Source organism: Rhodococcus sp. JVH1, assembly GCF_000280725.2.
GTDB classification, from domain to species: Bacteria; Actinomycetota; Actinomycetes; order Mycobacteriales; family Mycobacteriaceae; genus Rhodococcus_F; species Rhodococcus_F jostii_A.
Genome location: NZ_CP166289.1, coordinates 2,003,387 through 2,028,722 on the forward strand (window position 1 = coordinate 2,003,387; position 25,336 = coordinate 2,028,722).

The 25,336-nt window shown below is 60.1% G+C and carries 19 protein-coding genes and 2 pseudogenes; 4 read left to right on the top strand and 17 right to left on the bottom strand.

Annotation, left to right across the window (positions count from 1 at the left end; all coding sequences use genetic code 11):
• Positions 1–377 precede the first annotated feature (377 nt).
• Positions 378–1,402: pseudogene (locus JVH1_RS09230) on the bottom strand (IS1634 family transposase); the annotation flags it as partial.
• Positions 1,403–1,485: 83 nt separating this feature from the next.
• A complete protein-coding gene (locus JVH1_RS09235) occupies positions 1,486–2,475 on the bottom strand; it encodes a tyrosine-type recombinase/integrase (protein WP_009480585.1) in 990 nt (329 codons plus the stop codon).
• A 309-nt stretch (positions 2,476–2,784) separates the two neighbouring features.
• On the opposite strand from JVH1_RS09235, the gene JVH1_RS09240 reads away from it, so the two are divergent.
• From JVH1_RS09240 to JVH1_RS09250, 3 genes are read left to right on the top strand one after another with little or no spacing between them, the layout of a single operon-like run.
• Positions 2,785–4,020: a tyrosine-type recombinase/integrase gene (locus JVH1_RS09240; RefSeq protein ID WP_371112961.1), complete on the top strand. Its 1,236-nt coding sequence runs from the start codon at positions 2,785–2,787 to the stop codon at positions 4,018–4,020.
• Positions 4,017–4,952 (top strand): tyrosine-type recombinase/integrase, encoded by a 936-nt coding sequence (locus JVH1_RS09245; protein WP_043783120.1) that lies wholly within the window; start codon positions 4,017–4,019, stop codon positions 4,950–4,952. Before JVH1_RS09240 ends, JVH1_RS09245 begins: the two co-directional genes overlap by 4 nt.
• Complete coding sequence (locus tag JVH1_RS09250) at positions 4,949–5,989, top strand: tyrosine-type recombinase/integrase (RefSeq protein ID WP_371112962.1); 1,041 nt, start codon at positions 4,949–4,951, stop codon at positions 5,987–5,989. Before JVH1_RS09245 ends, JVH1_RS09250 begins: the two co-directional genes overlap by 4 nt.
• Positions 5,990–6,049: 60 nt before the next feature.
• Here the strand turns inward: JVH1_RS09250 and JVH1_RS09255 are convergent, their stop codons facing one another.
• From JVH1_RS09255 to JVH1_RS09315, 13 genes and pseudogenes are all read right to left on the bottom strand, one after another.
• On the bottom strand, positions 6,050–6,955 hold the full coding sequence (locus JVH1_RS09255; RefSeq protein WP_371112963.1) for a tyrosine-type recombinase/integrase: 906 nt from the start codon (positions 6,953–6,955) through the stop codon (positions 6,050–6,052).
• Positions 6,952–8,202: a tyrosine-type recombinase/integrase gene (locus JVH1_RS09260; RefSeq protein ID WP_043781577.1), complete on the bottom strand. Its 1,251-nt coding sequence runs from the start codon at positions 8,200–8,202 to the stop codon at positions 6,952–6,954. The genes JVH1_RS09255 and JVH1_RS09260 overlap by 4 nt, the downstream gene beginning before the upstream one ends.
• Before the next feature lie 72 nt (positions 8,203–8,274).
• Positions 8,275–8,955 (bottom strand): hypothetical protein, encoded by a 681-nt coding sequence (locus tag JVH1_RS09265; RefSeq protein WP_371112964.1) that lies wholly within the window; start codon positions 8,953–8,955, stop codon positions 8,275–8,277.
• 212 nt (positions 8,956–9,167) lie between these two features.
• Entirely contained in the window at positions 9,168–10,652 is a 1,485-nt protein-coding gene (locus JVH1_RS09270) for a lipopolysaccharide biosynthesis protein (RefSeq protein ID WP_157174080.1), read from the bottom strand.
• A 103-nt stretch (positions 10,653–10,755) separates the two neighbouring features.
• Entirely contained in the window at positions 10,756–11,988 is a 1,233-nt protein-coding gene (locus tag JVH1_RS09275; RefSeq protein ID WP_083849864.1) for an O-antigen ligase, read from the bottom strand.
• A complete protein-coding gene (locus JVH1_RS09280; RefSeq protein ID WP_157174079.1) occupies positions 11,985–12,464 on the bottom strand; it encodes a glycosyltransferase family 4 protein in 480 nt (159 codons plus the stop codon). Before JVH1_RS09280 ends, JVH1_RS09275 begins: the two co-directional genes overlap by 4 nt.
• Positions 12,465–13,056: 592 nt before the next feature.
• Complete coding sequence (locus JVH1_RS09285) at positions 13,057–14,040, bottom strand: glycosyltransferase (protein ID WP_083849862.1); 984 nt, start codon at positions 14,038–14,040, stop codon at positions 13,057–13,059.
• The gene (locus tag JVH1_RS09290; protein ID WP_083849861.1) at positions 14,037–15,059 is read right to left on the bottom strand and encodes a polysaccharide pyruvyl transferase family protein; all 1,023 of its coding nucleotides are present in this window, start codon (positions 15,057–15,059) and stop codon (positions 14,037–14,039) included. Before JVH1_RS09290 ends, JVH1_RS09285 begins: the two co-directional genes overlap by 4 nt.
• Positions 15,056–16,768, bottom strand: a complete 1,713-nt coding sequence (locus JVH1_RS09295; RefSeq protein WP_043781566.1) for a glycosyltransferase — start codon at positions 16,766–16,768, stop codon at positions 15,056–15,058. The genes JVH1_RS09290 and JVH1_RS09295 overlap by 4 nt, the downstream gene beginning before the upstream one ends.
• On the bottom strand, positions 16,707–17,420 hold the full coding sequence (locus tag JVH1_RS09300) for an acyltransferase (RefSeq protein ID WP_063720711.1): 714 nt from the start codon (positions 17,418–17,420) through the stop codon (positions 16,707–16,709). Before JVH1_RS09300 ends, JVH1_RS09295 begins: the two co-directional genes overlap by 62 nt.
• On the bottom strand, positions 17,410–18,543 hold the full coding sequence (locus JVH1_RS09305) for a glycosyltransferase (protein ID WP_043781564.1): 1,134 nt from the start codon (positions 18,541–18,543) through the stop codon (positions 17,410–17,412). Before JVH1_RS09305 ends, JVH1_RS09300 begins: the two co-directional genes overlap by 11 nt.
• A 72-nt stretch (positions 18,544–18,615) precedes the next feature.
• Positions 18,616–20,136 carry a sugar transferase gene (locus JVH1_RS09310; RefSeq protein WP_009478745.1) on the bottom strand — a complete coding sequence of 507 codons (1,521 nt, stop codon included), beginning with the start codon at positions 20,134–20,136 and terminating at the stop codon, positions 18,616–18,618.
• Between the two features lie 663 nt (positions 20,137–20,799).
• A pseudogene (locus tag JVH1_RS09315) lies at positions 20,800–21,606 on the bottom strand (UTP--glucose-1-phosphate uridylyltransferase); the annotation flags it as partial.
• A gap of 229 nt (positions 21,607–21,835) precedes the next feature.
• Between JVH1_RS09315 and JVH1_RS09320 the strand changes: the two are divergent.
• The gene (locus JVH1_RS09320; RefSeq protein ID WP_009478744.1) at positions 21,836–22,621 is read left to right on the top strand and encodes an SGNH/GDSL hydrolase family protein; all 786 of its coding nucleotides are present in this window, start codon (positions 21,836–21,838) and stop codon (positions 22,619–22,621) included.
• Between the two features lie 275 nt (positions 22,622–22,896).
• Here JVH1_RS09320 and JVH1_RS09325 read toward each other — a convergent pair whose 3' ends face one another.
• Together JVH1_RS09325 and JVH1_RS09330 are read right to left on the bottom strand one after the other, a co-directional pair.
• Positions 22,897–23,799: an IS630 family transposase gene (locus JVH1_RS09325; RefSeq protein WP_009478743.1), complete on the bottom strand. Its 903-nt coding sequence runs from the start codon at positions 23,797–23,799 to the stop codon at positions 22,897–22,899.
• 182 nt (positions 23,800–23,981) lie between these two features.
• The gene (locus tag JVH1_RS09330) at positions 23,982–25,238 is read right to left on the bottom strand and encodes an IS701 family transposase (RefSeq protein ID WP_009478742.1); all 1,257 of its coding nucleotides are present in this window, start codon (positions 25,236–25,238) and stop codon (positions 23,982–23,984) included.
• Between the last annotated feature and the right edge of the window lie 98 nt (positions 25,239–25,336).

Genomic DNA, 25,336 nt, shown 5'->3' on the forward strand with positions numbered 1-25,336 from the left:
ATGACGCACAGCAGTCACCGTGCCGACGAACCCACCAGCCTGCCGATGAACGGCGACAACTACCCCTGCAAATTCCGTGACGCCATCGTCTGCATTCTCATCAACACCCAACACCCGCGGTGCGGCATATACACATCCCGCAGCGGATCAAACTTCACGCGGAACCGCGAAGAGCCCTTTTGTAAGTTGAGACAGACTCACTAACAGGAGGTCAGTGTGTCGAAGACATACATATCCGCCATCTGTTCGTCAACGGAAAGTTTCAACTACGAAGGGATGAACCTGTTGACGAGATTGCGACGGAAACAGGAATGTCACGCGACACACTTTCGCAGGAAGATCAGGCCTGAGTTGGCTCATTTCGTTAATGCGTGAACTCAGGGCTCCACAATCCGGTCGAGCAGGGCCTGCGTGTTGGCCTCGCCGTCGGGTGGGAACATGTGGCGAGTCCCGTTGATCGCGATGGTCGCCGACCGTAGTGGCCTCAGCAGTTTCACGACCTTCCTGATCGCGAATCCGCTACGTTCCTGCACCACCCGCGAGACCGCCAACGCCGTGAACACCACGGTCAGGTGCGCCTCGATCGCATCACGGGTGCGGTGGAAGATCGGCCGCGCCCGCAGATCCGTCTTCGACATCCGAAACGACTGCTGCACATCCCGCAACTCGTGATACTTCCCGATCAACTGACCCGGATCCATTACCGACACAGGACGATTCGTCAAATAGCCCTTCAAGCCCACGAGCATCCGCGCCCGCTTCAGCGAGGCCGTCTCCAGCCGTCGGTCCTTCGCGGTCGCCTTGACGAACCGTGTCGACTTCGGGACGGTGTCACCGTCGACCGCAGCACGAGCCCGCGCCTCCTGCGCGTTCAGGGTCTTCTCGTCACGAGCGGCCCGACTGCGCGAGTACTGCCACACCGTCCGCCACGCATTCGGATGCTCCGCCTGATTCCAGACGGGTTCGGCGCGTTTACGGGTGTTGTTCACCACGGAGCGACCATGCCGCGGCGTGATCGTGTCGATGATCTGCCCATCTTTGAAAACTGTACCGTTCCAATGGAAATGGGAACAGAGATCCCGGGCGCCTTCGTCACCCGTGACCCGACGATGAACTTCAGGCCCGCCCGATCCAACGCCGCCAGATTCGCCGCCGACAGCATCCCGGCGTCGGCGGCCACGACCATCTCGACGCCCTCGAGGTCGTGGCGGGCCTGGAACTGGCGCACGATCGGCACAATCGTGTGGGTTTCAGCGGCGTTGCCTTCGTAGCATCCGATTTCGAGGGGGAAGCCGGTGCGGTCGACGAGCAACCCCACCACGATCTGCGGGTCGACCCGACGTTCCTTCGAGTACCCGACTTTGCGCAGGTCATCCTCTTTTTCGGCTTCGAGGTACAAGGTTTATGCCGACGTTACGGTTATGCCGATGTCCGGGAGGGTTGCGCAGGTCAGCGGGTAGTTTCCCGCGGCTGTTGTCGGCATATTCATAACGCTGCGAGCCAGGTGAGAATGTCGGCTTCGGGCTGATAGGTCCCGGGCGGAATGTTCGTGGGCCGGGTGCGGTCGAGTGCTGATTGCTTGATGGTCATGTCCGCGTGCATATAGACGTCGGTGGACTGAGTTCGTTGGTGTCCAAGCCACAGCGCGATGACAGAGATGTCGACGCCCTCGGCGAGCAGATTCATCGCGGCGGTGTGTCGCAGGGTGTGCATGGTGAGGTGCTTGTCGGCCAGACTCGCGCACGTCGCTGCAGCGGTGGCGGCGTGGACCGCGAGGCGGTGCTCGAGGGCGTCTCGCGAGAGCCGCTGTCCCCGCGGTCCGCAGAACAGGGCGCTGCCGGGCCGAGATCGGCGTTCGGTCAGGTAGGTGGTCATGACCGCGGTTGTGGTCGAGGTCAGCGGGGTTGCCCGTGTGCGGCGGCCTTTCCCGGTGCAGGAGACGCTCGCAGCGACACCGAGGTGGAGGTCGGTGTAGGTCAGCGAGCACAGTTCGCTGATCCGCAGACCGGTCTGAATGGCCAAAACGAGCAGCGCATGGTCGCGGCGACCGGTCCATCTGGTGCGATCGGGCGCGGCGATCAAAGCATCGGTTTCCTCGGCGGTGAGGAACTCGAGTATCGGTGTGAGGTGCCGTTTGGGTGGGATCGCGAGCACGCGGGAAATCGTTGCGGCATGGTCGAGTTGGTGTGGAAGTGCGTGGGAGAGTACGGCCCGGATCGCGCTGAGCCGGGCGTTTCGGGTGGCGACACTGTTGCCGCGTTCTTGTTCGAGGTGGTCGAGGAATGCGGTGACGTTCACAGCATCGATCTGGTCGAAATCGAGGTCTTCAACCCTGGTGGCGGTCCTGTCGGTGAGGAACGTCAGGAGCATCCGCCAGGTGTCCCGATATGCGGCGATGGTGTGTTCGGACAAGTCTCGTTGGGTTCGGGCGAAGGTGGAGAAGTAGGTTTGTAGTTCCCCGGTGAGCGTGGTCATGTCGATGGCCCTTCGGGTTCGAGGCGTCCTGCTGCAGCGGCGAGCAGTTCGGGAACCGCACTGAGATACCAGTTATTCCGAGGTCGGAATAACTGGTATTACTCCGATTCTCGGGTTATTCCGATGCCCGCTCCTTCCTGCGCGTAAGGGGCCTGGGACCTTGGCTGACGCGCTCTGGCAACTATCGCCTGTCGGAATAATCCGGTGCGCGCACGGGACCTCTTCCTCTCCCTGACGTTCTCCGCCCATGGTGACGGTGCCGCCATATTCATCCGAACCGGCGGCTCCATCGAATGAAAGGTCGATGTCATGGGATTGATGGTGTCCGAGCTGGCTGATGCCGTGCTCGGCGTGGTGGCAAGCGTGGGCTTGTCGGCAGACACGGTCGCTCGCTACCGCAAGTGCTGCGGCGTGGTCGTGAAGTTTTGTGAGCAGCGGGGCCTCGACGCGCTGTCAGCCAGGGTGGTCGACGAGTTCGTCGCGTGCCAGCAGGAGCGTGCCCGCCGCGGTGAGATCGGCCCGAACAGGCGAAAGGCTCTGGTGAAGTCAGCCCGCATGATGCTGGAGCTCCAGGCAACCGGCGCCGTGGTCTGGCGGATGATGAGCCCAGACCCTGATCTCACGCTCAGCGAGAGTTCCCGTGCCGTACTGAAACAGTTCGCCGCGGCGGCCGGCCTAGAGCTGGCCCCGGGGTCAGTGAGGTTGCTGGCCAGCGAGATCCGTCATTTCCTGGCCTACCTCGACCGGATCGGCCGGGGTGCTCCCGGTACCGTCACTGCAGACGACGTACGAGGGTTCATGGTCGAGATGGCGCCCAAGCGGCCAGCGGGCATCGGCAACCTGGTGTGGTCGCTCAAGAGGTTCTTCGCCTTCCTCAACGCCGCCGGGCTTAGTGACGTGCGCATCGATGGCTTGCTCGCGTATGCCGCGCCGCGGCGGGTGCGGGCGCTGCCGTGCTTTACCCGTGAGGAGACCGGCCGTCTCATTGAAAGGATCGAGACCGAGACCCCCTGCGGGAAGAGGGACTACGCGATGGTCTTGCTCGCGGTCTCGACCGGGCTGCGGTGCTGCGACATCGTCGCACTGCGCCTGGATGAGATCGACTGGCGCCGCGACGAGATCCGGCTGGTCCAGGCCAAGACATCGAGGCCGCTGGTACTGCCGCTGTCAGCACTGGCAGGTAACGCCGTCGCTGAATGGATCTTGCATGGCCGGCCCGATTGTGACGCCCCGGAAGTGTTCGTCCGGCTCCAAGCGCCGTTCGTGAAGCTCGGGAACTCGACCGGCTCGACCCTCATGCGCCGCCGCCTGACCCGGGCCGGCATCGAGCATGTGGCCCACGACGGCAAGTCCTTCCATGCCCTGCGGCGCACCGCGGGGACAAGGCTCATCGAGTCGGGCGCCGGCCTGCCGCTGGCCGCGCAGATCCTGGGCCACGCCCGCATCAATTCCTCCCGCCCCTACTTCGCTCTGGCCAGCGAGCAGCTCCGACAGTGCTGCCTGCCGCTGCAGGATCTCGCCTGCACGAAGGAGGGGCTGCGATGAACACATTCACCAGCAATTTCGCACCCCACATCGAGGCGATGCTCGAATGGCGAACCTCGCTCGGACACAGCCTGCGCGACATGCGAAACGCGATGGCCGGTTTCGACAGGTTCTGCTCATCGCATCACCCCGGCGAAACGGTGCTGACCCGGGAACTGGCGACCGCCTGGTGCAGGGACACCGCGACGGGCACCTGGGGCGCCTACCGGAGCCGCGCGGTCCGTGAGTTCGGCAAGTACCTCCAACTGGCCGGCGTGGACGCGTTCATCGTGCCGTCCGCGTGGATCGCCAGCCCGACCCGCGGCCTACCGCACATGTTCACCGATGAGGAGCTGGCCGCGTTCTTCCGGGCGGCCGACTCCATCGACGCCGATTACCGCAGCCCGTTCCGCGAGTACACGATCCCGGTCATCTTCCGGCTGATCCTCGGCGCGGGCCTGCGCCCGCCCGAAGCCCGCCGCCTGCGCCGCCACGACGTTGACGCCGAAGGCGCGATGGTGATGATCGAACGCTCCAAACGGAACAAGGACCGCCATGTCCCCGTCAGCGGGGACCTGGCCGGGCTGCTTGCCCGTTTCGATCACCTAGCCGACATGCGGCGCGCGGACCGAGAGTGGTTCTTCGAGGACCAGCATGGCTGTCAGTACTCCCCATCCTGGCTCATCGCCAGCTACCACCGCTGCTGCGAACGTGCGGGCGGGATCGCGCCGGCCTCAACCCCGTATACGCTGCGGCACAATTACGCCGCGCGCACCCTGATGCGGTGGGTCGAAGAAGGCAAAGACATTGAGGCATGGCTGCCCTACCTCGCCGCCTACATGGGACACCAGAAGTACTCCTCGACAGCGTGGTACGTGCATTTGCTGCCCGAGCGCCTCGCAGCGGCCGGCCTGACCCGCGCGGCCGGCATCATCCCGGCGGTGACGTCATGAAGACCCGCCAGCAGGCTGCGGACGGCTTCTACCGGCACCTTCGCGAGTGGTTCACAGCGTTTTTGCCCCGCCAGCGTGGTGCAGCCGAGAACACGATCACCTCGTGCCGCCAGACCTGGAACATGCTCCTAGGCTACGTCGCCGAACATCACCACATCGGTGTCGAGAAGGTCACCTTCACTATGGTTGACCGGGTCACCGTCACCGGGTTCCTTGAACACATGCGGGCCACCAAGTCGTGGACGCCCTCGACCTACAACCAGCGACTGGCGTGCATCCGGTCGTTCTTCACCTACGCGGCGGCCGCTGAGCCGACGCTCACGATCTACCTTGCCGACCTCGCCGCCATCCCGCGACTCAAGGCTCCGGCCGCGGCACCGGTGAAGTACATGAGCACAGAGGCGGTCACGGCGCTGCTCGCCGCCCCGGACCCGGGCACCCGGATCGGGCTGCGTGACCAGTTCTTCATGATCCTCATGTATGACCTGGCTGCCCGAGACGCCGAGATGCTCGCCATGACCCTCGCCGACATCGACACCAGGCGACTCACCGTGGACCTGCTCGGGAAGGGCTCCAAACCCAGGCGCCTGCCCATCACCAGCGAGACGGCCCAGCACTTCGGCCGCTACGCCGCGGTGTTCCACCCCAGCCCGGAACCGGCGACCCCGATGTTCTACACCAGGCGGAATCATCGTCCGACGCGGATGTCTGACGACAACGTCGCCAGGCTCATTCGCCAGCACGCCGCCACCGCTAAAGCCAGATGCTCCGACGTCCCGGCCCGGATCCACCCGCACATGCTCCGGCACTCCCGGGCGATGCACCTCTACCAGGCCGGCATGCCACTGGCCCTGCTCACCGAGTGGCTCGGGCACGCCGACCCTGAGACCACGCTCATCTACGCACACGCCGACACCGAGATGAAGCGCCACGCTCTCGAGAAAGCAAACAGCGCAACAACCCGCAGCCCTCTGCCGACCCCGCTCTGGCACGACCGCGAGGACATCATCCAGCGCCTGTGCGGACTTAAGGAGTGACACCGGATTATTCCGACAGGCGATAGTTGCCAGAGCGCGTCAGCCAAGGTCCCAGGCCTCTTACGCGCAGGAAGGAGCGGGCATCGGAATAACCCGAGAATCGGAGTAATACCAGTAGGTGTGTTCCGGGCCGGTGTGTCCGAGCCAGGTGGACAGCAGTGTCAGGGTGCGGGTGGGATCGGCGCCACGGGTGTAGGCAGCGATCATGTGCCGGGTGGCGAAAGTATGCCGCAGGTCCTGCAGCCGGGGTCTGCGCTGTCCGGCGGGTGTCAGTTCGAGGGTGTCGACGAGCGAGGCGAAGTGCTGTTCTATCGTTTCGACGACGAAGGCGCCGCCGCGGTTGTTCACGAAGATCGGTCCGCTCGGTGACGGGCCGGTCGCCAGCCGTGCAGGCGAATTCACGTACTCGACCAGCGTGCCGGTCGTGGTCGGATCCAGCGGCACGAGCCGGTCGAGCGGAGTTTTCGTGCCGTGAACGGTCAGCAGATGCTCGGCGACGTCGATGTTGGGGATGGTCAGGCGAAGCGCCTCACCGATTCGTAGTCCGGTGGCGGCGAGCAGCCCGATGATCGTGCGCATCGTCGCGGCCACTCTCGGGCTCGGGAAGAAGGCCGGGCACGCGCCGAGCAGCCGATCCAGGTCCTCTTGGGAGTAGATGAACGGGATCTGTCTGGTCGTTCCGGTGGGCAGCAGTGCTGCGGGAATGACCGGGATATCCGCGTCGGATGCGTTCAGCCAGGCCGCGAACGGGCACACGGCGGTCAGTCGCTGCGACCACCACACCGGTGCTGCGTCGGGGCGGTCACGGGCCCATGCCACCGCGTCGTCGATGGTGAACGTATCGGACTTGCCACGGGTTTCGAGCCAACCGCAGAACTGACGCAGCAGGTATTCGGTCGTCTTCAGTGCAAATCCCAGCCCGCGACGCTGGGTCAGGTAGACGTCGAGATCGTCGTGCAGGCTCATCGTGGCACCTGCCCGAACGGCACCGTCAGGGTCCGCAACGATGTCACGTCGGTCCTGGCGTATGTCTGGGTGCTGGCCGCGCTGCGGTGCCCGAGAAGTTCCTGGGCCTCGATCAGGTTCCCGCCGCCGGCGATGACGTTCATCGCTGCGGTGTGCCGCAGCCGGTGTGCGTGGACGGCACCCAGACCGGCTGCCTCGCCGCGATGCTTGACGATGTCGGAGATCCCCCCGCTGGACAACGCGCGGATCGGGGGACGCACCCGAACGAACAGCGCCCGGTCGCACGCGTTCGTGGGCCGCACTGCGAGCCAGGTGACCAGCGCCCGGCCCACGTCGACAGGTAGCGGCAGGGTCAACCGCCGTGGCCCTTTGCCCACCACGCTCAGCCTCCCTGCGGCCCAGTCGATGTCGTCCAGGCACAGGTGTGCGGTCTCCCCGGCTCGCAGTCCGAGCCGCCACAATAGTGTGATCACGGCTCGATCCCGGACACCGGAAACCGATTTCGGGTGGCACGCGGCGAGCAGGGCCTCGACCTGGGTCGGTGACAACGCGCGCGGCAACGTCACTCGTGTGGCACGGGTCCGCAGGATCCCGCCCGTCAGATCGTGTGTCACCCGGCCGGTTGCCAGTGCCCATCGCATCAGCGATCGTGTCGCGTCGACGATCAGCGTGCACGAAGCCGACGAGAGTCCGGCCGAGCGGGCCACAATGAACGTGTTGAGTGTCGCGACGTCGCAGGTGCTCCAGTCGATACGGTCATCGGTCGGGCACAGCGAGTCGACCAGTTCGGCCATCCAGATTCGTCGATGCCCGATACAGCCGGCACCGATTCCACCGACCTCACGCTGCCATCGTGCCCACTGATCGAGCTCACGATCCGCGGCTGTGCTGATCGGTGGTGCGGGCTTGTTGACCGGTCGACGAACTTGTCTGCGCGCCAGTTCGACACCGGGTAGATATCCGGTCTCGGTGAGGAACCGGCGTAGCGGCGGCATCCGTGTGGCGACGAGTGTATGGCCTGGCACTGTCCGGCCGTATGCGGCTTCGAACGAGTCGAGAACACCGACCGTTAGGGCTTGTAACGCGATGTCGTGATCGTCCATCCACGCGCTCAGTCCGCGCGTCACTCCCAGGATCTGCGGAACCATCGACCTGGCGTATCGTTCTGTTGCGAGCCACGCCGACAGCTGCTCCATCACCGCCCCAGACAGCGGTCCACGACCCGTCGCGGGCATCACCGTTTTCATGAGAACCACCTCCGAATAGACACTATTCGTAGGCTTGCACCTGCTCGTTATGCCGCCAACAGCCGCGGAGAACTACAGGCTGACCTGCGCAACCCTCCCGGACATCGGCATCACCGTAACGTCGGCATAAACCTTGTTATGCCGACGTCGGCATAACAAGGTCGTCACATCGTAGAGCAACAGGCTCAGGCCGCCGGTTTCAGCAGCGTGGGCGAAGCACTGCTCGGCGATCTTGTCCCGGTACTCGCCGGTGATGACCTGCTTGAGGTGGCGTTTGATCGTGGCGTAGCTGGGCGGGTCGGCGCCGAGGTCCTGCAGGACCCGGCCGGCGTCGAGTTTCGAACCGGGTTCGACGATGCGGGCGATCACCAGATCGCGGAACACCTCATAGCCGACGATTCCGAAGCCGAGTTGCTCGTACACGTCGGTCATCACCTGGCGCAGCAGCACCGATCCGGTGGATTCGGTACGTCCCGGCTCATCGATCCTCGCGGGTTTCTCGGCGGGGTCAAGCAGTGCCTTCTGACCGGTGGGCAGGGGTTTTTCGACCGGGATCTGGGGTGTGACATCCAGATCGAGAGCCTGCTGGTCGGGTTCGAGCCATGCTCGGGCGCGTTCGAGGAGCATCCCGAGTTCGAGGTCGGTGTGGGCGGAGCCGATATGTGTGACGATCTCCTGCCGGCCGTTTGCGTATCGGGCGATCTGCACGGCCGTGGCCCCGAATTTGGTGCGCACCTTCCTGATAAACGCCACCCGCCGAGCGTAAACCTAGCCTAAACCGATGCGATTAGTGCGTGAAATCCGCCCGATACGAATACGAACGAGCAGGTCACAGGCGTGAGTACCCGTTCACCGCCCGAAACGTGAGCCAACTCAGGTCAGGACTTGATCGAAGCGGGAGACAAGGACAGTACGCCCAGTAACGAAGGATGAAATGGCATATGCACCCGCGCCCACTGCTCAGCTCAAGGGCGTCTCAGACATACTTTCCCACCGAAACGGGGTACCAAGTACCGAGCAGTAATCATCCCACAGGCGGCGCACTCAGCACCAAATATCAAGATCTTTACAACTGTCGGAGCCGAAAGATCGTCTAGTATCAGACCGGAGATCCAGACAAGGAGGGAAAGCAACGAAAGATACAGTACGCAAAGGAAGGTCGTGGTCAACCAAGGAAAGCCGGTAATCTTCTTCAGCGACACCTGATTCACCGGGAACAAGATACCTATTCCCAAAAGGGAGGCGATTGCCGCGCCTTCGGCACCATGATCTGGAACAAGGAACACGCAGAGCACTACCGTAAGACCGCAAAGAAGGACGTTTTGCACTGCCACAACGCCGGGGTGGCCGAGTGCGGTCGCAAAAACGACACCGGGCGCATATAGGGCATAGAGAAATATTGCGATCGAAACAATAGCAAGGACTGGCCCAAACTCACTAAACTCAGCACCCAACCACGCCCCCAGAAGTTCGTCCCCAGCGACCAGGCATGGCGCAACTAGGCAGCTAACGACGGCGCACAAGATCAAAACGGATCGGACATTCTTCCGTGCGATTCCACGATGGTCACTCACATGTGCGGCGGCCGATATCTCAGGCAGGGAGGGGCCAGTAACCCAACCAAACGACATCCGTGCACTCATAAAAATTCTCGTTATTGCGGAGTACACGGCCGCGTCTGCGTATCCTGCGGACCAGCCAACGAAAAAGAGAGGCGCTTGAAGCGCAACTAGCGAGGATATACTTGAAAGAAAGGTAGGAACCCCAAACTGCAGCAGGGGACGCGTCACACCACTACGCGCAGCAAAAATGATATTAAACTCAGGGCCTATACCCGAATAATACATATACAAAGCGGACCCAAAGACGAGCACCACTACCGCCGAGATGTCCGCAACTATGACAAAACCGATTCCCGCTCCGGTAACAAGCCCAGTCAGCAATATACAACCTCGCACCACAATCCCCAGAATCGCAAGGATACGCTCGGGATAGAACCATCCATAACTTTGTATGACAGAAATAGAATATCGAGAAAGAATCATCAGCAATAGACTTGCGGCTGCAGGTATCAGAAACCACCGCAGCTCCAACTCGTCCGAAACATGCCTACCGGAAAAGTACAGGTTCATTGCAGGAATCATCGTCAACGAAAGCGTGATTCCCAAGCAGAGAAAGAGCCCCATCGCCACAGTTTTGGCGTAGCCCTCTCTCTCAACTTCCCGCTGAGCCCGCCACGCCGCAAGCTGTCGGACCACCGAGGTCCCCAGACCAAGATCAGCCTGCCCCAGAAGTGAGGCCGCCCCGAAACACAATGCCCAGACACCGTAATCACTTGCCCCGGCAACATAAATTGAAATCGGGACGAGTATCAGATTCAGCCCAAGAACAACAGGACCGGTTACCAAATTCCAGAGAATGCTGCGATTCGCGTTTGGGGTGACCTTCACTACTGCTCGATGGCGAACCATCGCCATCCCCTCTCGACCAGATGCGACCGGCCTGCGGGCAAGACCCGCCCCGGCATGCAATTACTTACAATTATGAGTTTGATCAACTCGCTCGCGCTCCAGCTCGCCCAACCTCACCGATTTGCAAGCCAAATAGCAGCGGAAGAATGAAGACGACCGTTAACCACGACTGAAGTGCGAGGAATACGCCTGAAAATAGGAGGACAACGAGCGCGAATCCAACCGCTGTCGGCCTTTCCGACAAGCGACGCACCACCATATACCAAAGATACAGATAGAAAACGAGACCCACTAGCCCAAATTTCAACAACCCGAGAACATACTCACTATCAACTGTACGAGACGCATCGAGGGTCCCGAAGTACGAATGGAATACAATGATATGCTCGGGCACCCTTCCAAGCCCAAATCCAAAAGGTTTCTCAGCGACGACTGGCAGTACTTGCCTATAAAGTTCAGCGCGGTACTGGGCGGAGGCTACAGCGCCATCCGATGAAGTCACGAGCGACGTTTGGTTGCCAGAGAATGGGTTCCCAGATCCAACTAGAAGAGCAACAAATCCAACGAGAATTGCGAAAAGCGAGAACGCAATGCGAGCCGATTTCGTAGTAACGGCGTAGCAAATTAACCAAACAACTCCAGCTAAGAATAGTGCAAGCGGCGCACCGCGAGAAGCCGTCGTATAGATTCCAAGAGCCAGGACCATTACTGTCAGGACCCTCAGTAAAGTCCGAGAGACCACTCTCTTATCAAACGTAAGCGGGATGCTGACTGCACAGAATAGCGCGAGGACCAACGATTGCGGGAATAGACCACGCGACCGAAACTGACCGTTCCGTGTTGGAGTCTCGGAAAAGAGACTGTTGGAGATTAAGTATCGCGACTCCAGGTATTCCAAAATTCCAACAATCACGCCCACCAGAGATAGAATGATTACTGCTCGCAGGACATATACCTGTCCGAGATTTGCAGATCCGAGGCGACGGCCTAGGAGGTACGCACAGGGCGCAACACCCAAGACGATACCGACATCATAGAAGTAGTTTCCGCGACCGCCCCCTTCGTAGAGGGCAATGCTGAGGCCGAAGATTATCACTCCCGCTACTGCAAGGTTCACTCCGATCCGGGGCGCGTTCGGAAGCGTCCAGATAGCCACAATGCCTATAAGGGCCAAGAGAATTGGGCCGGCGCCAATAGTGTCGAAGACTGGGATTAGAAACGCAGCAACTACTGCAACGACCGCCGGCCAACGCGAGACTTCGCCGGGCTTTCGATCCAACAGGTCGTCGATCCGCCCTGCCTTTGTGGTGGTCATAACGGCGCAATCCGCTCAGACCATAACTCTAATACCTTCGCGTCAAACCACTCACGGCTAAATGTTCGAAGTTCTATGGCGACGTCGGCATTATCTCGTGGATCCTTGACCACACAACGATTGGCAAGTGCGAATTCGCGCCAATCTATACATTCCGCTCGAATAGCGGGCGGAAGCCCCGCACGTGCTTGCTCGGTGGTAATCACCGGCAGACCGTGAGCCATGGCCTCAACGACTTTAACTTTCATTCCACCACCCAACGCGATAGGGGCAAGCGCGACATCGACTCTACGATAAAATTCGTCCGTTGACTCCAACGGACCCCACATATCGATGCACTCGTTGACCGGTAGGTCGTTAGATCCAAAACCCGCCACAATGACCCGATTCGAGTTGAGCCCAAGATGAGGAATCCACTCTTCAATGAGTCGACGATACGCGTCCCTATTTGGCGGATAGTCAAAGTTTGCGAGCATGCCAAATATTGGCTCACCCGACCCAGGCGCCACCTTTTTGCTCGCTAGCTGAGCCGCTTCGTGGGTCGGGTTCGGAAGCCACACGGCCGCGCCGCCCAGAATTTCCGAATCCGTCCACGACGCGGTCGTAACTACGCGAGCAGCGGACGACTCGACAATTTCCCGCCGAGACCATACTTCAGCCTGAAGCCGGCTAGTGATGCTGGGAATGTATCCCACTGACCTAGCATTGTTTCGCGCGTACTCACTCCAGAGATCGGGATAGTCGATCCAAGTATTGGTAGAGTTCTGAACACACCAGCGGTGTGTACCTGAAACGAAGCTAACTGCATTGTCCGTGGCTAACTTGGAACTCAACTCCCTTTCCATGCGGCGGCGAAGTGGCACCGGCAAGAACTTTCGCTTCAGTTCGTGTAACCCGGAGTTTCTAGCCGCGATCTCAGCCGGTTCCTGGGGACCTATGCCGATTCGCCGAATCACAATCCCCGAGTTCTCCAAAGCACGGGCCAATGCTTGCACACGTTGTCCGCCGCCGTCTGCACGGATGTATGAGGATGCCCATGCCACACATGTGACTTCCTGGACTGATGAATCACTCTGCATCCGGATAACCGCCCTGGGCACGCGTCGAGCTGGTCGTAGCCACCAACGGCCTGATCGCAGATGTCCGCATATTCAGTCTCCTTGAGTGCAATTCGTCGGGCAATCGAAACGCTTGGATCAAGCCCAAGACCCGACCTCGCTGGCGTATCAGAGCGCCGCGCGGTCGGACGATTGTCCCCACCACAACCCGAACGAGGTTTTCAATAGTCCATAACGCATAGGGAATCCAGTGCGCGTATTGCCGATGCAACCAGGCTAAGTTTCGTATGGCCAAGCGGTGATCCATATGACCACCAGGGGATTGATATGCTACAGCGCCACTATAGGATGCAACACCCCAACCCGCTGTTCGCATTGCGCATCCCAGTTCGACATCCTCGAAATAGAGAAAGTACGCCTCAGCAAGCCCACCAACGTGCCGAAGTGAAGTGCGCCGTGCGAGAACGGCACAGCCGTCCAACCAGTCACAGGTTCTCGCGACCGGCACTTCCGACCCTACCTCCAGCAAATGTTCTGGAAGCCGTCGCAAACCACGGAATTGACCCCCAACGGACCAAACCTCGGCAGGGCGATCCAGATGCTTCAGTAGGGGCCCAACCATACCCAGATTGTCGTCGGACTGCATCACGCTTGCGAGCGCCGCGAGACAACCTTCGTCCAAGCGCAGTTCATGAGTAGCGATGAAGATGAAGTCACACGATGCCGGCAATGCGGCGACGCCGTGATTAACGGCGGCGCCATAGCCTACATTAGGAAATGCCCGGATTTCGATTCTTGAATGACAGGAATGCAGGGTTTCCATCTCGCCCGGGTTCGATCCATTGTCACAAACAACTATATTAGTCGGGCATACACCCTGTGTCTCGATAAGTTCCGAAACTAAGTGAAGGAGGTCGCTGAATCGATAATAGTGAACAATAACCACTCCGACAGAATTTTGAACAGCTTCCAGCGATGGATGATCGGCATTCATCGGAACTCTCCTCGCACGCTCGGCTGTACTTGGAATAGCTTGTCATCCAGCCAAACTTCGTTCTCTCGGTGCGCTTTCTCCCACGCAGAGGCCGCGGAGTACGGTTCAGAGAGAAGATCGAGGGCGTAATCCACGTCGAGCCGACCGAGAATTCTTGAATGAATACCGATCCGCGACAGGGTCGGTCGTACCTTTCCGCAATAGGGTATCGCAACGACAGGCTTGCCCATGGCGGAAGCTAGTAGTGCCGGGTGCATGCGAACCGAGACAATCCCAGCAGCGTTGTCAATGACCGAAAGGAGTTGCCCAACGGTACGCGGTTCCACGAAACTTAGATGACGAAACCTCTTCATATACTCGTGGTCATAAGCCCCAACAATCAAACCTACCGCTCGATCACCGAGTTTCGTCAAAAGCGAATCCGCAAATTCATTCCACGCACGAACATTAAGCTCGGATTCATCTGAGTCACTGCGGCCAGGTACGTCGAGAAGATTGATAAGGATCTTCCCTTTCAGACTTGGCGCAGGCTCTAGATACTTCTCGATATGAGGGACCAGCAATGATATTGCATCTGGAAGTATGTCCACACTATTGACGTCGCACCTTTCGAGCTCCGCCGCTGACTCTGCATCTCGAACCGCCACTTCACCGCCTCGTAGTACGCGAGCTAGAAGGGCTTGCTTCGTTCGATTATTCATCTTGCGGACCTCGATTCCGTGGGCCACAACTTGAGCCTGCCGGGTATCACATGCAAGGGCGCCGAGCTTCGTGTAAATGTTCGGAAGCCACCCGCCATTGATATATCCCCCGCCGCCGATGAGGACGTTTGACGCACCGTGCCAAGGTTGACCCTCGCGCCTCACATCAACTGCACCGCCTTGCGCAATCCGGGTTCGCGGTGGCGCCGCCGACGCAATGTGGAATCTCTCTCTCGCACCGAGGTACTGCACGTAACCCGCAAGTATCGCTTCGTCGCCCAGATTCTCGTAGCCCCAACCGCCTAGGAGGCGAATCATGTGTCCCCCCCCACTTGCTGTTGGCTTCCGGTCTTCCCGAAGTTCCAAGTATCACCTTCCATTACCAACCGAACTGGATGATCAAGCCAGAGCGCTGGACCGTTATCAAGCGGATTCCTATGCTCGACACGAGTTGTAATTTTACTATTTTTGCTGATTGTTACATTCTCGCCAACAACTATCGCCGCTGTTCCTAAGAATCGAGTACCCGCCTTAATAACCGCACCCTTTTCGATGCGAACGTTCGTGTTGCGAAAAGTTACAGAATGGGAGATGCTCGCATGCGCTACTTCAATTCCTATGCGGCGCAGCAACACCAACCGAGCACGGTGAGGGAATCCCGGAAGCATCGCTACTCTTACCGCGAAGATTCTCTCTACGTATCGTTTACCCTCAGGCATCTTAAGTGCATACTTTGCTCTATTTAGCGCCGGTCGAAATGACCGCATCACGCGCTGGTGCTTTACATCGTCGACATCGGGTTCATACTTTCGGCCCCCCAATTTAAGGGGCACTCTTCCGTCGAGTCTGGCGACGTGTTGACATATTTCAGATCGATACCGGTCAGTACTGAAACGCTTGTGCGCATCCTTATAGCCGTTTAGTGCTATTGTCCCGCCAAGATCCGGAGACTCAATTAATTCACGGAGCCTTTGAGCTAATTCGATGGAACTTCCCGGTTGGAAGAGAAGGCCAGTTACGCGATCCACTACTATCTCTCTTAGGCCCTGCGTATCAGAGACGACAACCGGGCGCATCGCCAGCTGCGCTTCCACGGCGGTATTCCCGAATGGCTCAGCCCGCGAGGGCACAACTGCCATGTGACTCGCTGCTAGCATCGGCCAGACTGGAGATACGTATCCCGAGAAGCGGACGGCTCCGATAAGATCGGGCTGAGCAGCCCGCCTTCGCAGAGAATCCTCGAACCACTCGTAGCCCGGAAAGACTGAACCACAAATCTCAATCTTTACATTCCGGCCTTCACGGCGGAGTTCCGCGATAGCCTCCAGGGCGATATCGATCCCTTTTCGCGGGGACAAACGCGCTACGAGTGCTATGCGAACCTCATCGCCTCGCGAGGGAACTGGGGGAGGCTGCGGCATATAATCTGGACCATTAATTCCATTATATACTTTTGATAGCTTGTGATCGAGACTCGGAGCAACCTTGACGATTGCGTGCCGGGATGCATTACTATTAACCAATACACAATCAGCCATCCAAAGTGGGCTTATTATGGCCTTTCGGATTAATCGGTTACCTCGATCTTCGGCCTCGTGAACGTGGCAGATCGACGTACTGCGTGTCAACTGAGCCGCAATCAACCAGGATGGAATCGTTATCGTATTGACGTATAATATCTCGGGTCTCATTCGTCGGAGCATGCGTACTTGCGAGAAGACTGCGGTCAGGCTTGCGAAGAACAGACGAATTAGCCCGATCGGCGAAAGCGCAGATTTCCGAAGCACTGGAGTTTCCAGAATCTGTATCTGGGCTCCTAATTGTTCGAGATGCTCAGCGAGTGGCCCGCACCGCGGTATCGTGACAACAACTCTGTAACCGAATTCGAGTAGCCCGCGAACACTTTCCAACAGCTGGAGATCTGATCCATAAAGGTCAGGCGATGGATGGGCAACAAGTATTGTTTTAGGCAGCATTTCCGTTCTCACCATCCCTGAACCGAACAAGTTTCGCCGGCACTCCTGCATAGATTCCAAAGTCTTCGTAATATCCGGAACGGACTACAGAACCGGCAGCGAAGATGCACCCGCGCCCCGTTGTGACGCCGTCCAGTATGGTGACGCGCGACCCGATCCAGCAGTCCTCCCCGATCTCAATGCCCTGGCGCGTGACTCCCTGCATTCTGATCGGGGTCTTGATGTCGGAGGTGTTATGGTTCTCGGAGTGGAACGAGCAATAGTTTCCTATGATCGTTTCTCGTCCAATTTTTATCCCGCCTGCACTTCCGAATAGGTTGTCGGTGCCCAAACCGACGTTGTCACCTGCACAGAACCCTGTTCCTAAGTTCTGTATATTGCCCGTGCATTCGATTCTTGAGTTTCGTCCTAGTGATACATTGTGGCCTAGCCTCACCCCGTTCACAGACGTCGCGTCTATAAAGGCGCCATCATCAATCGTGAGCGAGCCACCGAACTTTATACGCCCTCGAGCGCGTATTCGGACTCCCGAGCCTATAAATGGCCGATGTCCCCGAAACGGAAAACGAATATAACCGCGTGTCTTCATCGCCAGGCGCCGTCTTACTAATGATATGACGTCAGTAAGATCTAGCCGGGTGTCTATTTGATAGTCCCCCCCCTTGAGCCGTGATGCATAATGACTCAGAAGATTAATTAGCATAGCCGCGAGTCCTCCCAGCCGTCCTTCCTGCGATTGCACCTAAGAGCGATTTCTCATATTCGCTGCATACGGAATCCCATGAATAATGTTGTTGGGCGCGAGCAGAAGAACGCTGAGATATATCGAGCCGGAGATTTGGGCTATTTAGTAACCTAGTGCATGCTGCGGCGATTTCGTTCGGATTCGGCTGGACGAATAGACCACTATCCTGAAGAACCTCGCGGTTGTAGACGGTGTCTCGGGCAACGATTGGCGCGCCACACGCCATGGCCTGTACCAACGCCGGATTGGTTCCCCCCACGCTGTGACCGTGAAAGTAGGCACCTGCATTTTGCCAGAGAGCGAAAAGGGTCGAGTCGTTGCTTACGTGGCCCAACCACCGGATTCGGGACGAGCGCTCAACCAACTGTTCGACTGCACGGTCCAATACCCCTCCGTACCCAGAGGAGCCGACGATGACTACATCGTGGTCACGACTCAATACCTCCGCCGCTGCGATGAACTCCGGCACCGTGTTTTCTGGAACAAATCGAGCGACTAGAAGTACATACTCACCGGGGGTGAGGCCTTCGACTGGCCCCATCGATTGAACTAACTCCCCTCCATAGGGAATAAAGTCCCCCGAGCGCCTGAACTCTCGAACCCATCGGCGCTCGATCTCCGTAGAGTCCATGACGAGTCGAGTCGCATATTTCGCGGTCAGTCTCGCGCCGCCATAGAACACTTGTTTCGCACGCTTCCCCCACTTGTCGCGCTCCCACTCGATGCCATCGACGTTGACAACCGTCGGAATTCCGCGGGCTTTTAACGCTGGCAGCCAGAATCCATTAGCGACGTTCATCACAAGTGCGACGTCAGGGTTACAGGCTGCGGCGTTCAATGTTGACGTCAGCCCGTATGAAAGGGTGCTGAGAGACTTCGACTCGATGCCAACTGTCGTTGTCGCCTTCACCTGAAGATCCCGGTTGGGGTCGTCATCTGTGGTAGACCCTTTGCGACCGTAAACAGTAACGTCCCAGCCACGCGAGACAAGGTATGGCGCTAATCGCCGCACCAAAGTCTCAAAGCCACCGTAATAGCTCGGATAGCCTCTTGTTCCAAGGATCGCTACGGACCGCGTCATACATGTTCCTTATCGTTTCGTCCTGTCGAGCAAAGCAATTGCGCCGACGTGCATTCGGTCTGGATCTGGACCTCAATACGCTCCGTCACCCGCCACCACCGCCCGCACGGTCTTGCCGATGATCAGCACATCCCACACCATCGACCAGTTCTCCACATACGAGAGATCTAGGCGCACAGTCTCTTCCCACGATAGGTCCGAGCGTCCACTCACCTGCCACAAGCCGGTAATGCCGGGCTTCACCAGCAGTCGGCGGCGCACGGTGCCGTCGTAGGCTTCCACCTCGCAGCGGAGGGGCGGACGGGGGCCCACCACACTCATCTCACGACGCAGCACGTTGATGAACTGTGGCAACTCGTCAAGGCTGTACTTGCGCATGATTCGGCCGACGCTCGTCACCCGGGGGTCTTCACGCAACTTGAACAACACGCCGGCACCATCATTCCCGTTCATTAGCGAGGCCACCTGCTTGTCGGCGTCCACCACCATGCTGCGGAACTTGAGCATCGGAAACGGCTTTCCGTCGAGGCCCATCCGCTCCGACCGGTAAAATACCGGGCCCCTGCTCGTGAGTTTGATCGCCAGTGCGGCCGCGATCATCACGGGACTGATGAGGATCAGCGCCAGTGTGGCAAACACGAAGTCGAACAAGAGCTTCGAAAACCTCTGCGCACCGTGGTATTGCGGCTTCTCCACGTGGATCAGCGGAAGGCCCGCGACGGGCCGCATCGACAGGCGCGGCCCAGAGACGTCCATCATCCCAGGGGCAACCACCAAGTCTACGTGGTGCGGCTCTAGGTCCCAGGCGAGATTGCGCATGCCTTCGTGACCGAGATGTTCGGTCGCCGTCACGGCAACGGTGTCGGCGTGGCAGAACTCCAACGCCCTCACCACGTCGCGCTCGTCGCCAAGTATGGGGATTTCGTGTCCGGTGACGGTGATCTCGTCGCCGCGATTGCCGTTACCTCCCGGGATGCACACGCCCACAACGCGATAGCCGTCAGCCGTTCCGCGCTCGAAAGATTCGGCGAGATTCCGCACAGAGCGTTCGCCACCCACCACCAAGACGGAGGTCTGAAACTCTCCCCGCGCACGCTTGCGCGTGATTACTTGACGCCACACCCACCGGCTCACTACCAACCCGAGCAAGCCCACCGGAAACGCAAAGGCGAGATACAGGCGCGCCAGATCGAGGCGAAACAAGAGTGAAACGATCGCGATGAGACCGAAGAGGCGCACGGTCGACACGAAGATCCGGCGGTACTCGTCCGGCCCACTTCCGATCACCCGAACGGTGCGAGTCCTGAAGATCACCAGAGTCGCGAGCCACGCGATGATCAGCGCCGCTGAAACGAGCGTGTAGCTGAGAGTGTGAACGCTTGAGGAAGTACTCAGAGTGCCGCTGTCTCCGAATCGCACCCATTGCGCGAGCGCCACTGCGGCGATCACGACCAACGTGTCCGAGATCCACAACCGCCTGATGTAGGCCGCCTGCCAGGCTCTCCGATTACCCAGCCTGACAGCCTCCGCAGGGATCGTCGTCGCATCCGGCGCACCAGAGGTGGTGCTTGCCGAAAAATCGAATGCTGTCACATTCGTGCCTTCCACCTATAAGCCAGCAAGCGCTGCTGTTTCGGACCGCGTGGCGGTGGATGAGACCCGCCCCCCTGTTTTGTTGCTGGATTGATGATCGCACTCTTGACCACTCCGTTACACATCGAGTGGTGAGACAGTGGTGAGAGTCACACCAAGGCCAAACGTGCCGTGAGAACACGTTCCTGTTGCAGGTCACAGTGAAAATATACTGCGTGAATGACAGCGAGTTGTCGCCCCGTGAACCCTGTACCTGCAGTTCGTGCTGGCAATTTGATCAGGGTCTATGTATTTTGCGCACTCACTACCAGTGAGGCTTCGCCTCTGACCGCCGAGTTGGTGGTTCAGTTTGCGTCCCGACCAGCATGTGGCCGCACACCACCAGGGACCTGCGGTCTGTCAGGCCGACCGCCGCGGTCCGCTGCGCCGAAGTCCGATGATCGCTCGCCGGCCGTGCCATCCGCAAAGTGGCTGTTCAGGCATGGTGCCTGCAATGTGGAGCGGACAATACGTGCGTTACTCCCGGCTGAAAACTCGAGACAATTCCTTGAGTCCTAGGGACCAAGGCTCCCTAGGGGGTAACACCAAGATAACGGCCCACCGGTACCGATTACGCAATGCTATCGACAGCCGGGAGCGGTGGCTGCCTATCGGCCGAGGAAGCAGTCGTTCGCCCAGCCACTCACGAAGCCCGGGGCCGTAGTCCGGATGTTCGAGCGCCAAATCAACGGACGCGCGCAGAAAGCCGCCGGGGTTGCCGAGGTCGTGCCGCGAAACGCGGTGCACCACCACGTGCACTGGGTGACCCTCCGCGATCAGTAGTGCGATCACGTCGGTCAGCTGCAGCTCGCCACCGGCGCCAAGTTCGATCCGCCGGAGCGCGTCGAAGATCGCTCGGTCCAGGAGGTAGCGGCCCGCCGCTGCGAGCGTCGACGGGGCGTCCTCCAGTTTCGGCTTCTCCACCATGCCGATTACCTTCAGCACGTCCGGGTTCACGGCGTCGGACACCGCCTCGACATCGAAGACGCCGTACGCGCTCACCTGACCTTTGGGAACGTCGATGGCGCACAGCACTGTTCCGCCACGCTTCGCGCGCACCCGCGCCATGATTTCGAGAACACCATTCGGCAGCACCAGATCATCCGGCTGCTCCTGGACAACGGATTCCACCGCCAACAATCCCGGCGCCTTGCGCACCTTCTCGAGCAGGTGATGCCTGCCGGCGGCCTCAAGTTTGCTCTCGAGCACCAGGTCTTCGACAAAATGCGCTACCACACCGTCCTTGCCGGGTGAAGTTACAATCACTAGCCGTCCGGCACCCGAATCGGCGGCTTCCCCCGCCACCAGCTCGATGCCAGGCGTATCGACTACGGGCAGCAGTTCTTTCGGCACCGTCTTGGGGGCGGGCAGAAATCGCGTACCCATACCAGCCGCGGGCACTACGGCTGTTCGGAATACGGGCTTGCTCAGTCGGACTCCGTCAGGTCGACACCTCTCTCGATGGATAGGGTGTGTGCAGTGCCGACAGCCCCCTGCGCACACGCACATGATGGCACTGGTAGGCGAATTTCACTTGTCCAGGCCCATAGCGACTTCGAAGAACCGAAACTATGGGCAGGATCACAGGCGAATACCAGGATTGTGGCGTCGGTGTCTAGTCATATACTGAGGCGTGCAAAGCGCGAAAATAAGGTCGTTGATGAAGTTCCTTCAGACGAAGCGGGGCCGGATGATCGCTGGCTCGACGGCGGCCGTTGTCGCCGTCCTCCTACTGGTCGCGGCAGCGATCTCCGGGACACGAGGTAGTGCGGACTTCACAAGCTCTTACACCGCGGAGCCGAGTCAGACGAACCAGACGCCACTTGTCGTCAGCCCATCACAGATTCGTCCTGAGGGCCGCCCGATGCGAGCACTGTTCCTCGGCACGTCGATCACATCAGGCATGGCGTCATCGACGCTCCAGTATGCGTGGCCCAATCTAGTCGTTCAGGCACTTGGGCAGGGTGGCCCCGTCGAGCGAATCGCAATTCCGAAACTTCCCGAACCACCCGGTACTGCCGCGACCACATCCTCGTATGCCCCCGAAGCTATCCCTGCCGGGTTGGATCTGGGCGTCGTCGAATTGGTTACCAACGACAAGTCCAAGACCGAACTCGACGCCTACCGCGAAAACTTCGGAAGACTCATTACGACTTTTCGACAGAAGAACCCGAACGCCACGCTGGTATGCCCCGGCGCGTGGGCAAGCCTAGAGAGTCCCAACGCACACGAGGAAACCGCTCGCGAATTGTGCGTGCGGGCAGGCGGCTACTACGTTCCGATCAACTTCCTGTTTGAGGACCCTCAGAATCGCGGACCCGCTTCCAATGTGGCAGAGCCCTTTGGCGCAGACAATTTCCACCCCAACAACCTCGGCGAGATGCGAATCGCCGCCGAGGTCTTGGGAGCGCTCAGGGGCTTCTACCCCGGAGTCCCAACCTCGTAGATCATTCCTCTTCCGCCTGATTCCTGTCTTCCTGGGGTCCGCGGAACTGCCGATTCCCTTCGCTTAAAGATGTTTCGGTAATTGAGTGAGAACTGATCATAAGGAAGTCCGGTGTGGTCGAGGAAGCTGTGACACAGGTCGTAGCTCGAGCCGATCCGAGTCAGCCCGGACTCGGTCGCCACACGGACCTCGTCGAGGGTATCGGGGCGCAGGTTGGCCAGTTCGGTGGATTTCATGCAGCCCCAGACCTGTTCGATGAGATTGAGCTCAGGCGCTTAGTCAGGGAGGCGTTCGACGTGGAGCCAGTCGCGTTGGGTGGCCAGCCACGCGGTCATCGCGCGGGACCGGTGGGCCATGAGCCCGTCCCAGATCACGATGACCTTCTCGCCGGCGAAATGGGCGCGTAGTTCGGTGAGGGAGTCGATGAGCTTGTCGGTGTTGTAGGCGCCGTCGGTCATGGAGAACACGAATGCGCTGCGACTGCGGTCGTGTCGATAGGCCAGGACTCCTGCCACGGACATGCGTTTCCAGGAGAATCGGTGATGCAGCACAGGTGTCACGTCTTTCGGCGCCCAGGTTGCTCGGACCACCGGGAGCAGCGAGACACCGCTTTCGTCCTGGGTGCAGATCCATGCACCTTGGCGCCGCGCTATTTTTTTTATCCGCGGCCACTCGTTCTCGCGCCAGGCGACGATGGCGTCCTCGTCGCGTTCGACTGCCCGCCGTGCGGGACGTTGCCGGCTCCAGCCCAGCCTAGTCCGCAGGATCGACCAGGTCTGGGTGGGTCCGTAGGTCACGCCGGTGAGCCGCTCGATCACGATCGCGACCCTGCCCAGAATCCACACTCCGGTCGCGAAGCCGTGAGCGTGGGGTCCTTTGAGTAATTCCTCTCGGATCACGGCGATCTGGCCGTCATCGAGCCGGGGCCGGCGTCCCGCACGACCGGCACCTTCCAATGCCTCGTTGCCTCCTTCGATCCACTGTCGATGCCAGCGTGAGGCGGTCTGCTGAGATACCTCCAACTCGACCGCGACATCGATCTGTCGTCGTCCTGCGGCAAACATCTCCGCGGCCTGCATCCGCCGGTCACGCAACGCGTCGAGATCACGGCGACCGCCGCGCTGCTTGACCTTCCGGGCGTCGGACTCCTCGCCGGAACCGATTTCCTTCCCTGCCATTCATCAATGATCAAGCAGCACGGTGCGAATCACGCGCAACGACACACCCTATTACCGAAACATCTTTAATGCGACGGCCTGCTAGTAGGACTTTGTTATGTGGGGAAGGTGTGGTGGCACAGTGGGCAGGTAGATACAACGGGTAAGTGCGCGTTGGAGTTCGCGGAGAACGGCGTAAAGCGTCAGTCCTGCCCGGCTGCTTTTGGGTCGGTGAGCCGGAGGGTGGTGAGGAACAGGTGGGCGGCGGTGACCAGGGTGGCGTGGTGGTGCCAGCCGAGCCAGGATCGGCCCTCGAAATGATCCAGTCCGAGACCGGTTTTCAGCTCCCGGTAGTCGTGCTCGACGCGCCAGAGGATCTTCGCCAGCCGTACCAGCTCGGGCAGCGGGGTGTCGGCGGGAAGGGTGGAGAGCCAGTAGTCGGTGGGCTCGCCGGCGCCGGTCGGCCACTCGGCGAGCAACCACACCGCGGGCAGGGTGCCGTCCTCGGCGCGGGGGATGTCGCGGTTCGCCGGACGGACCCGCAACACGGCGAACCGCGAGCGCATCGACGCGGTCGGATTGGTGGGGTCGGTCTTGCTGCCGCGGCGCCAGGTCACGGTGCGCAGGGACTTGCGTCCGGCAGCGAGGACGAGGTCCTTGCAGGTCGCGTGCGGGCCGTAACGGGGCGTCGGCGGGCGCCCGCGGCCGGTGTAGGCCGCGGTCTCCGGGACCGCGTCGCCGGGATGGGCGCTGGTCGCGCCCTTGACGGCGACGACGTAGTCGATGCCCCGCTCGGTCAGCGCCAGCCGGAAGGCGGTGGTGTCGCCGTAGCCAGCGTCTGCGACCACGACCGGCGGGATCCGGCCCCACTCGATCAGCTCGTCGATCATCTCGATCGCCATCGCCCATTTGGGGCGGTGATGCTCGGTGTCGGGGATCGCCGACCGTCGCCGGCGGGCGGTGATCGCCGCGACGGCGTCGGGGTCGGCGGCCGATTGATCGTCCCAGCTCTCGGGCAGAAACAGCCGCCAGTCCAGTGGGGCGGACGCGGCATCGGAGGCGGCGTGCACGCTGACCGCGATCTGACAGTTGCCGACCTTGCCGAGAGTGCCCGAGTACTGCCGGGCCACGCCCGGCGAGGCGGGTCCGTCCTTGATGAACCCGGTGTCGTCGATGACCCACGCATCCGGGGTGATCAGACCGCACGCCCTGCGCGACAGTGTTTTCCGCACAGGTGTGACATCCCACGGCGAAGTGGTCACGAACTGCTGCAACTGTTGGTGATCGACCTGCAACCGCTGCGCCATCGGCAGCATCGACTTCCGCCGGCCGTCGAGCATCAACCCCCGGGCATACAGTCCCGCCTTCTCGCGCTGATCCTTGCGCGGCAGCGACGAGAACACCTCACCGACAAACGTATCCAACTGTTCCCCGACACGGTCGAGAGCGGCTGCATCCATGCCCGCATGCTCTCGAGAAAGTCGCGAAAACTCGAGCCGACACGCCGAGCTAACAAAGTACTACTAGTGTCCTGAGTTGTTGATCCGTTGAATAAGTC

Coding starts and splice junctions, on each gene's coding strand:
- JVH1_RS09235 (WP_009480585.1), bottom strand. CDS start 2,475: ATGACCACGCTCACCGGGGAACTACAAACCTACTTCTCCACCTTCGCC.
- JVH1_RS09240 (WP_371112961.1), top strand. CDS start 2,785: ATGGGATTGATGGTGTCCGAGCTGGCTGATGCCGTGCTCGGCGTGGTG.
- JVH1_RS09245 (WP_043783120.1), top strand. CDS start 4,017: ATGAACACATTCACCAGCAATTTCGCACCCCACATCGAGGCGATGCTC.
- JVH1_RS09250 (WP_371112962.1), top strand. CDS start 4,949: ATGAAGACCCGCCAGCAGGCTGCGGACGGCTTCTACCGGCACCTTCGC.
- JVH1_RS09255 (WP_371112963.1), bottom strand. CDS start 6,955: ATGAGCCTGCACGACGATCTCGACGTCTACCTGACCCAGCGTCGCGGG.
- JVH1_RS09260 (WP_043781577.1), bottom strand. CDS start 8,202: ATGAAAACGGTGATGCCCGCGACGGGTCGTGGACCGCTGTCTGGGGCG.
- JVH1_RS09275 (WP_083849864.1), bottom strand. CDS start 11,988: ATGACCACCACAAAGGCAGGGCGGATCGACGACCTGTTGGATCGAAAG.
- JVH1_RS09280 (WP_157174079.1), bottom strand. CDS start 12,464: ATGCTCGCAAACTTTGACTATCCGCCAAATAGGGACGCGTATCGTCGA.
- JVH1_RS09285 (WP_083849862.1), bottom strand. CDS start 14,040: ATGAATGCCGATCATCCATCGCTGGAAGCTGTTCAAAATTCTGTCGGA.
- JVH1_RS09290 (WP_083849861.1), bottom strand. CDS start 15,059: ATGATTCGCCTCCTAGGCGGTTGGGGCTACGAGAATCTGGGCGACGAA.
- JVH1_RS09295 (WP_043781566.1), bottom strand. CDS start 16,768: ATGCAGGAGTGCCGGCGAAACTTGTTCGGTTCAGGGATGGTGAGAACG.
- JVH1_RS09300 (WP_063720711.1), bottom strand. CDS start 17,420: ATGCTAATTAATCTTCTGAGTCATTATGCATCACGGCTCAAGGGGGGG.
- JVH1_RS09305 (WP_043781564.1), bottom strand. CDS start 18,543: ATGACGCGGTCCGTAGCGATCCTTGGAACAAGAGGCTATCCGAGCTAT.
- JVH1_RS09320 (WP_009478744.1), top strand. CDS start 21,836: ATGAAGTTCCTTCAGACGAAGCGGGGCCGGATGATCGCTGGCTCGACG.
- JVH1_RS09325 (WP_009478743.1), bottom strand. CDS start 23,799: ATGGCAGGGAAGGAAATCGGTTCCGGCGAGGAGTCCGACGCCCGGAAG.
- JVH1_RS09330 (WP_009478742.1), bottom strand. CDS start 25,238: ATGGATGCAGCCGCTCTCGACCGTGTCGGGGAACAGTTGGATACGTTT.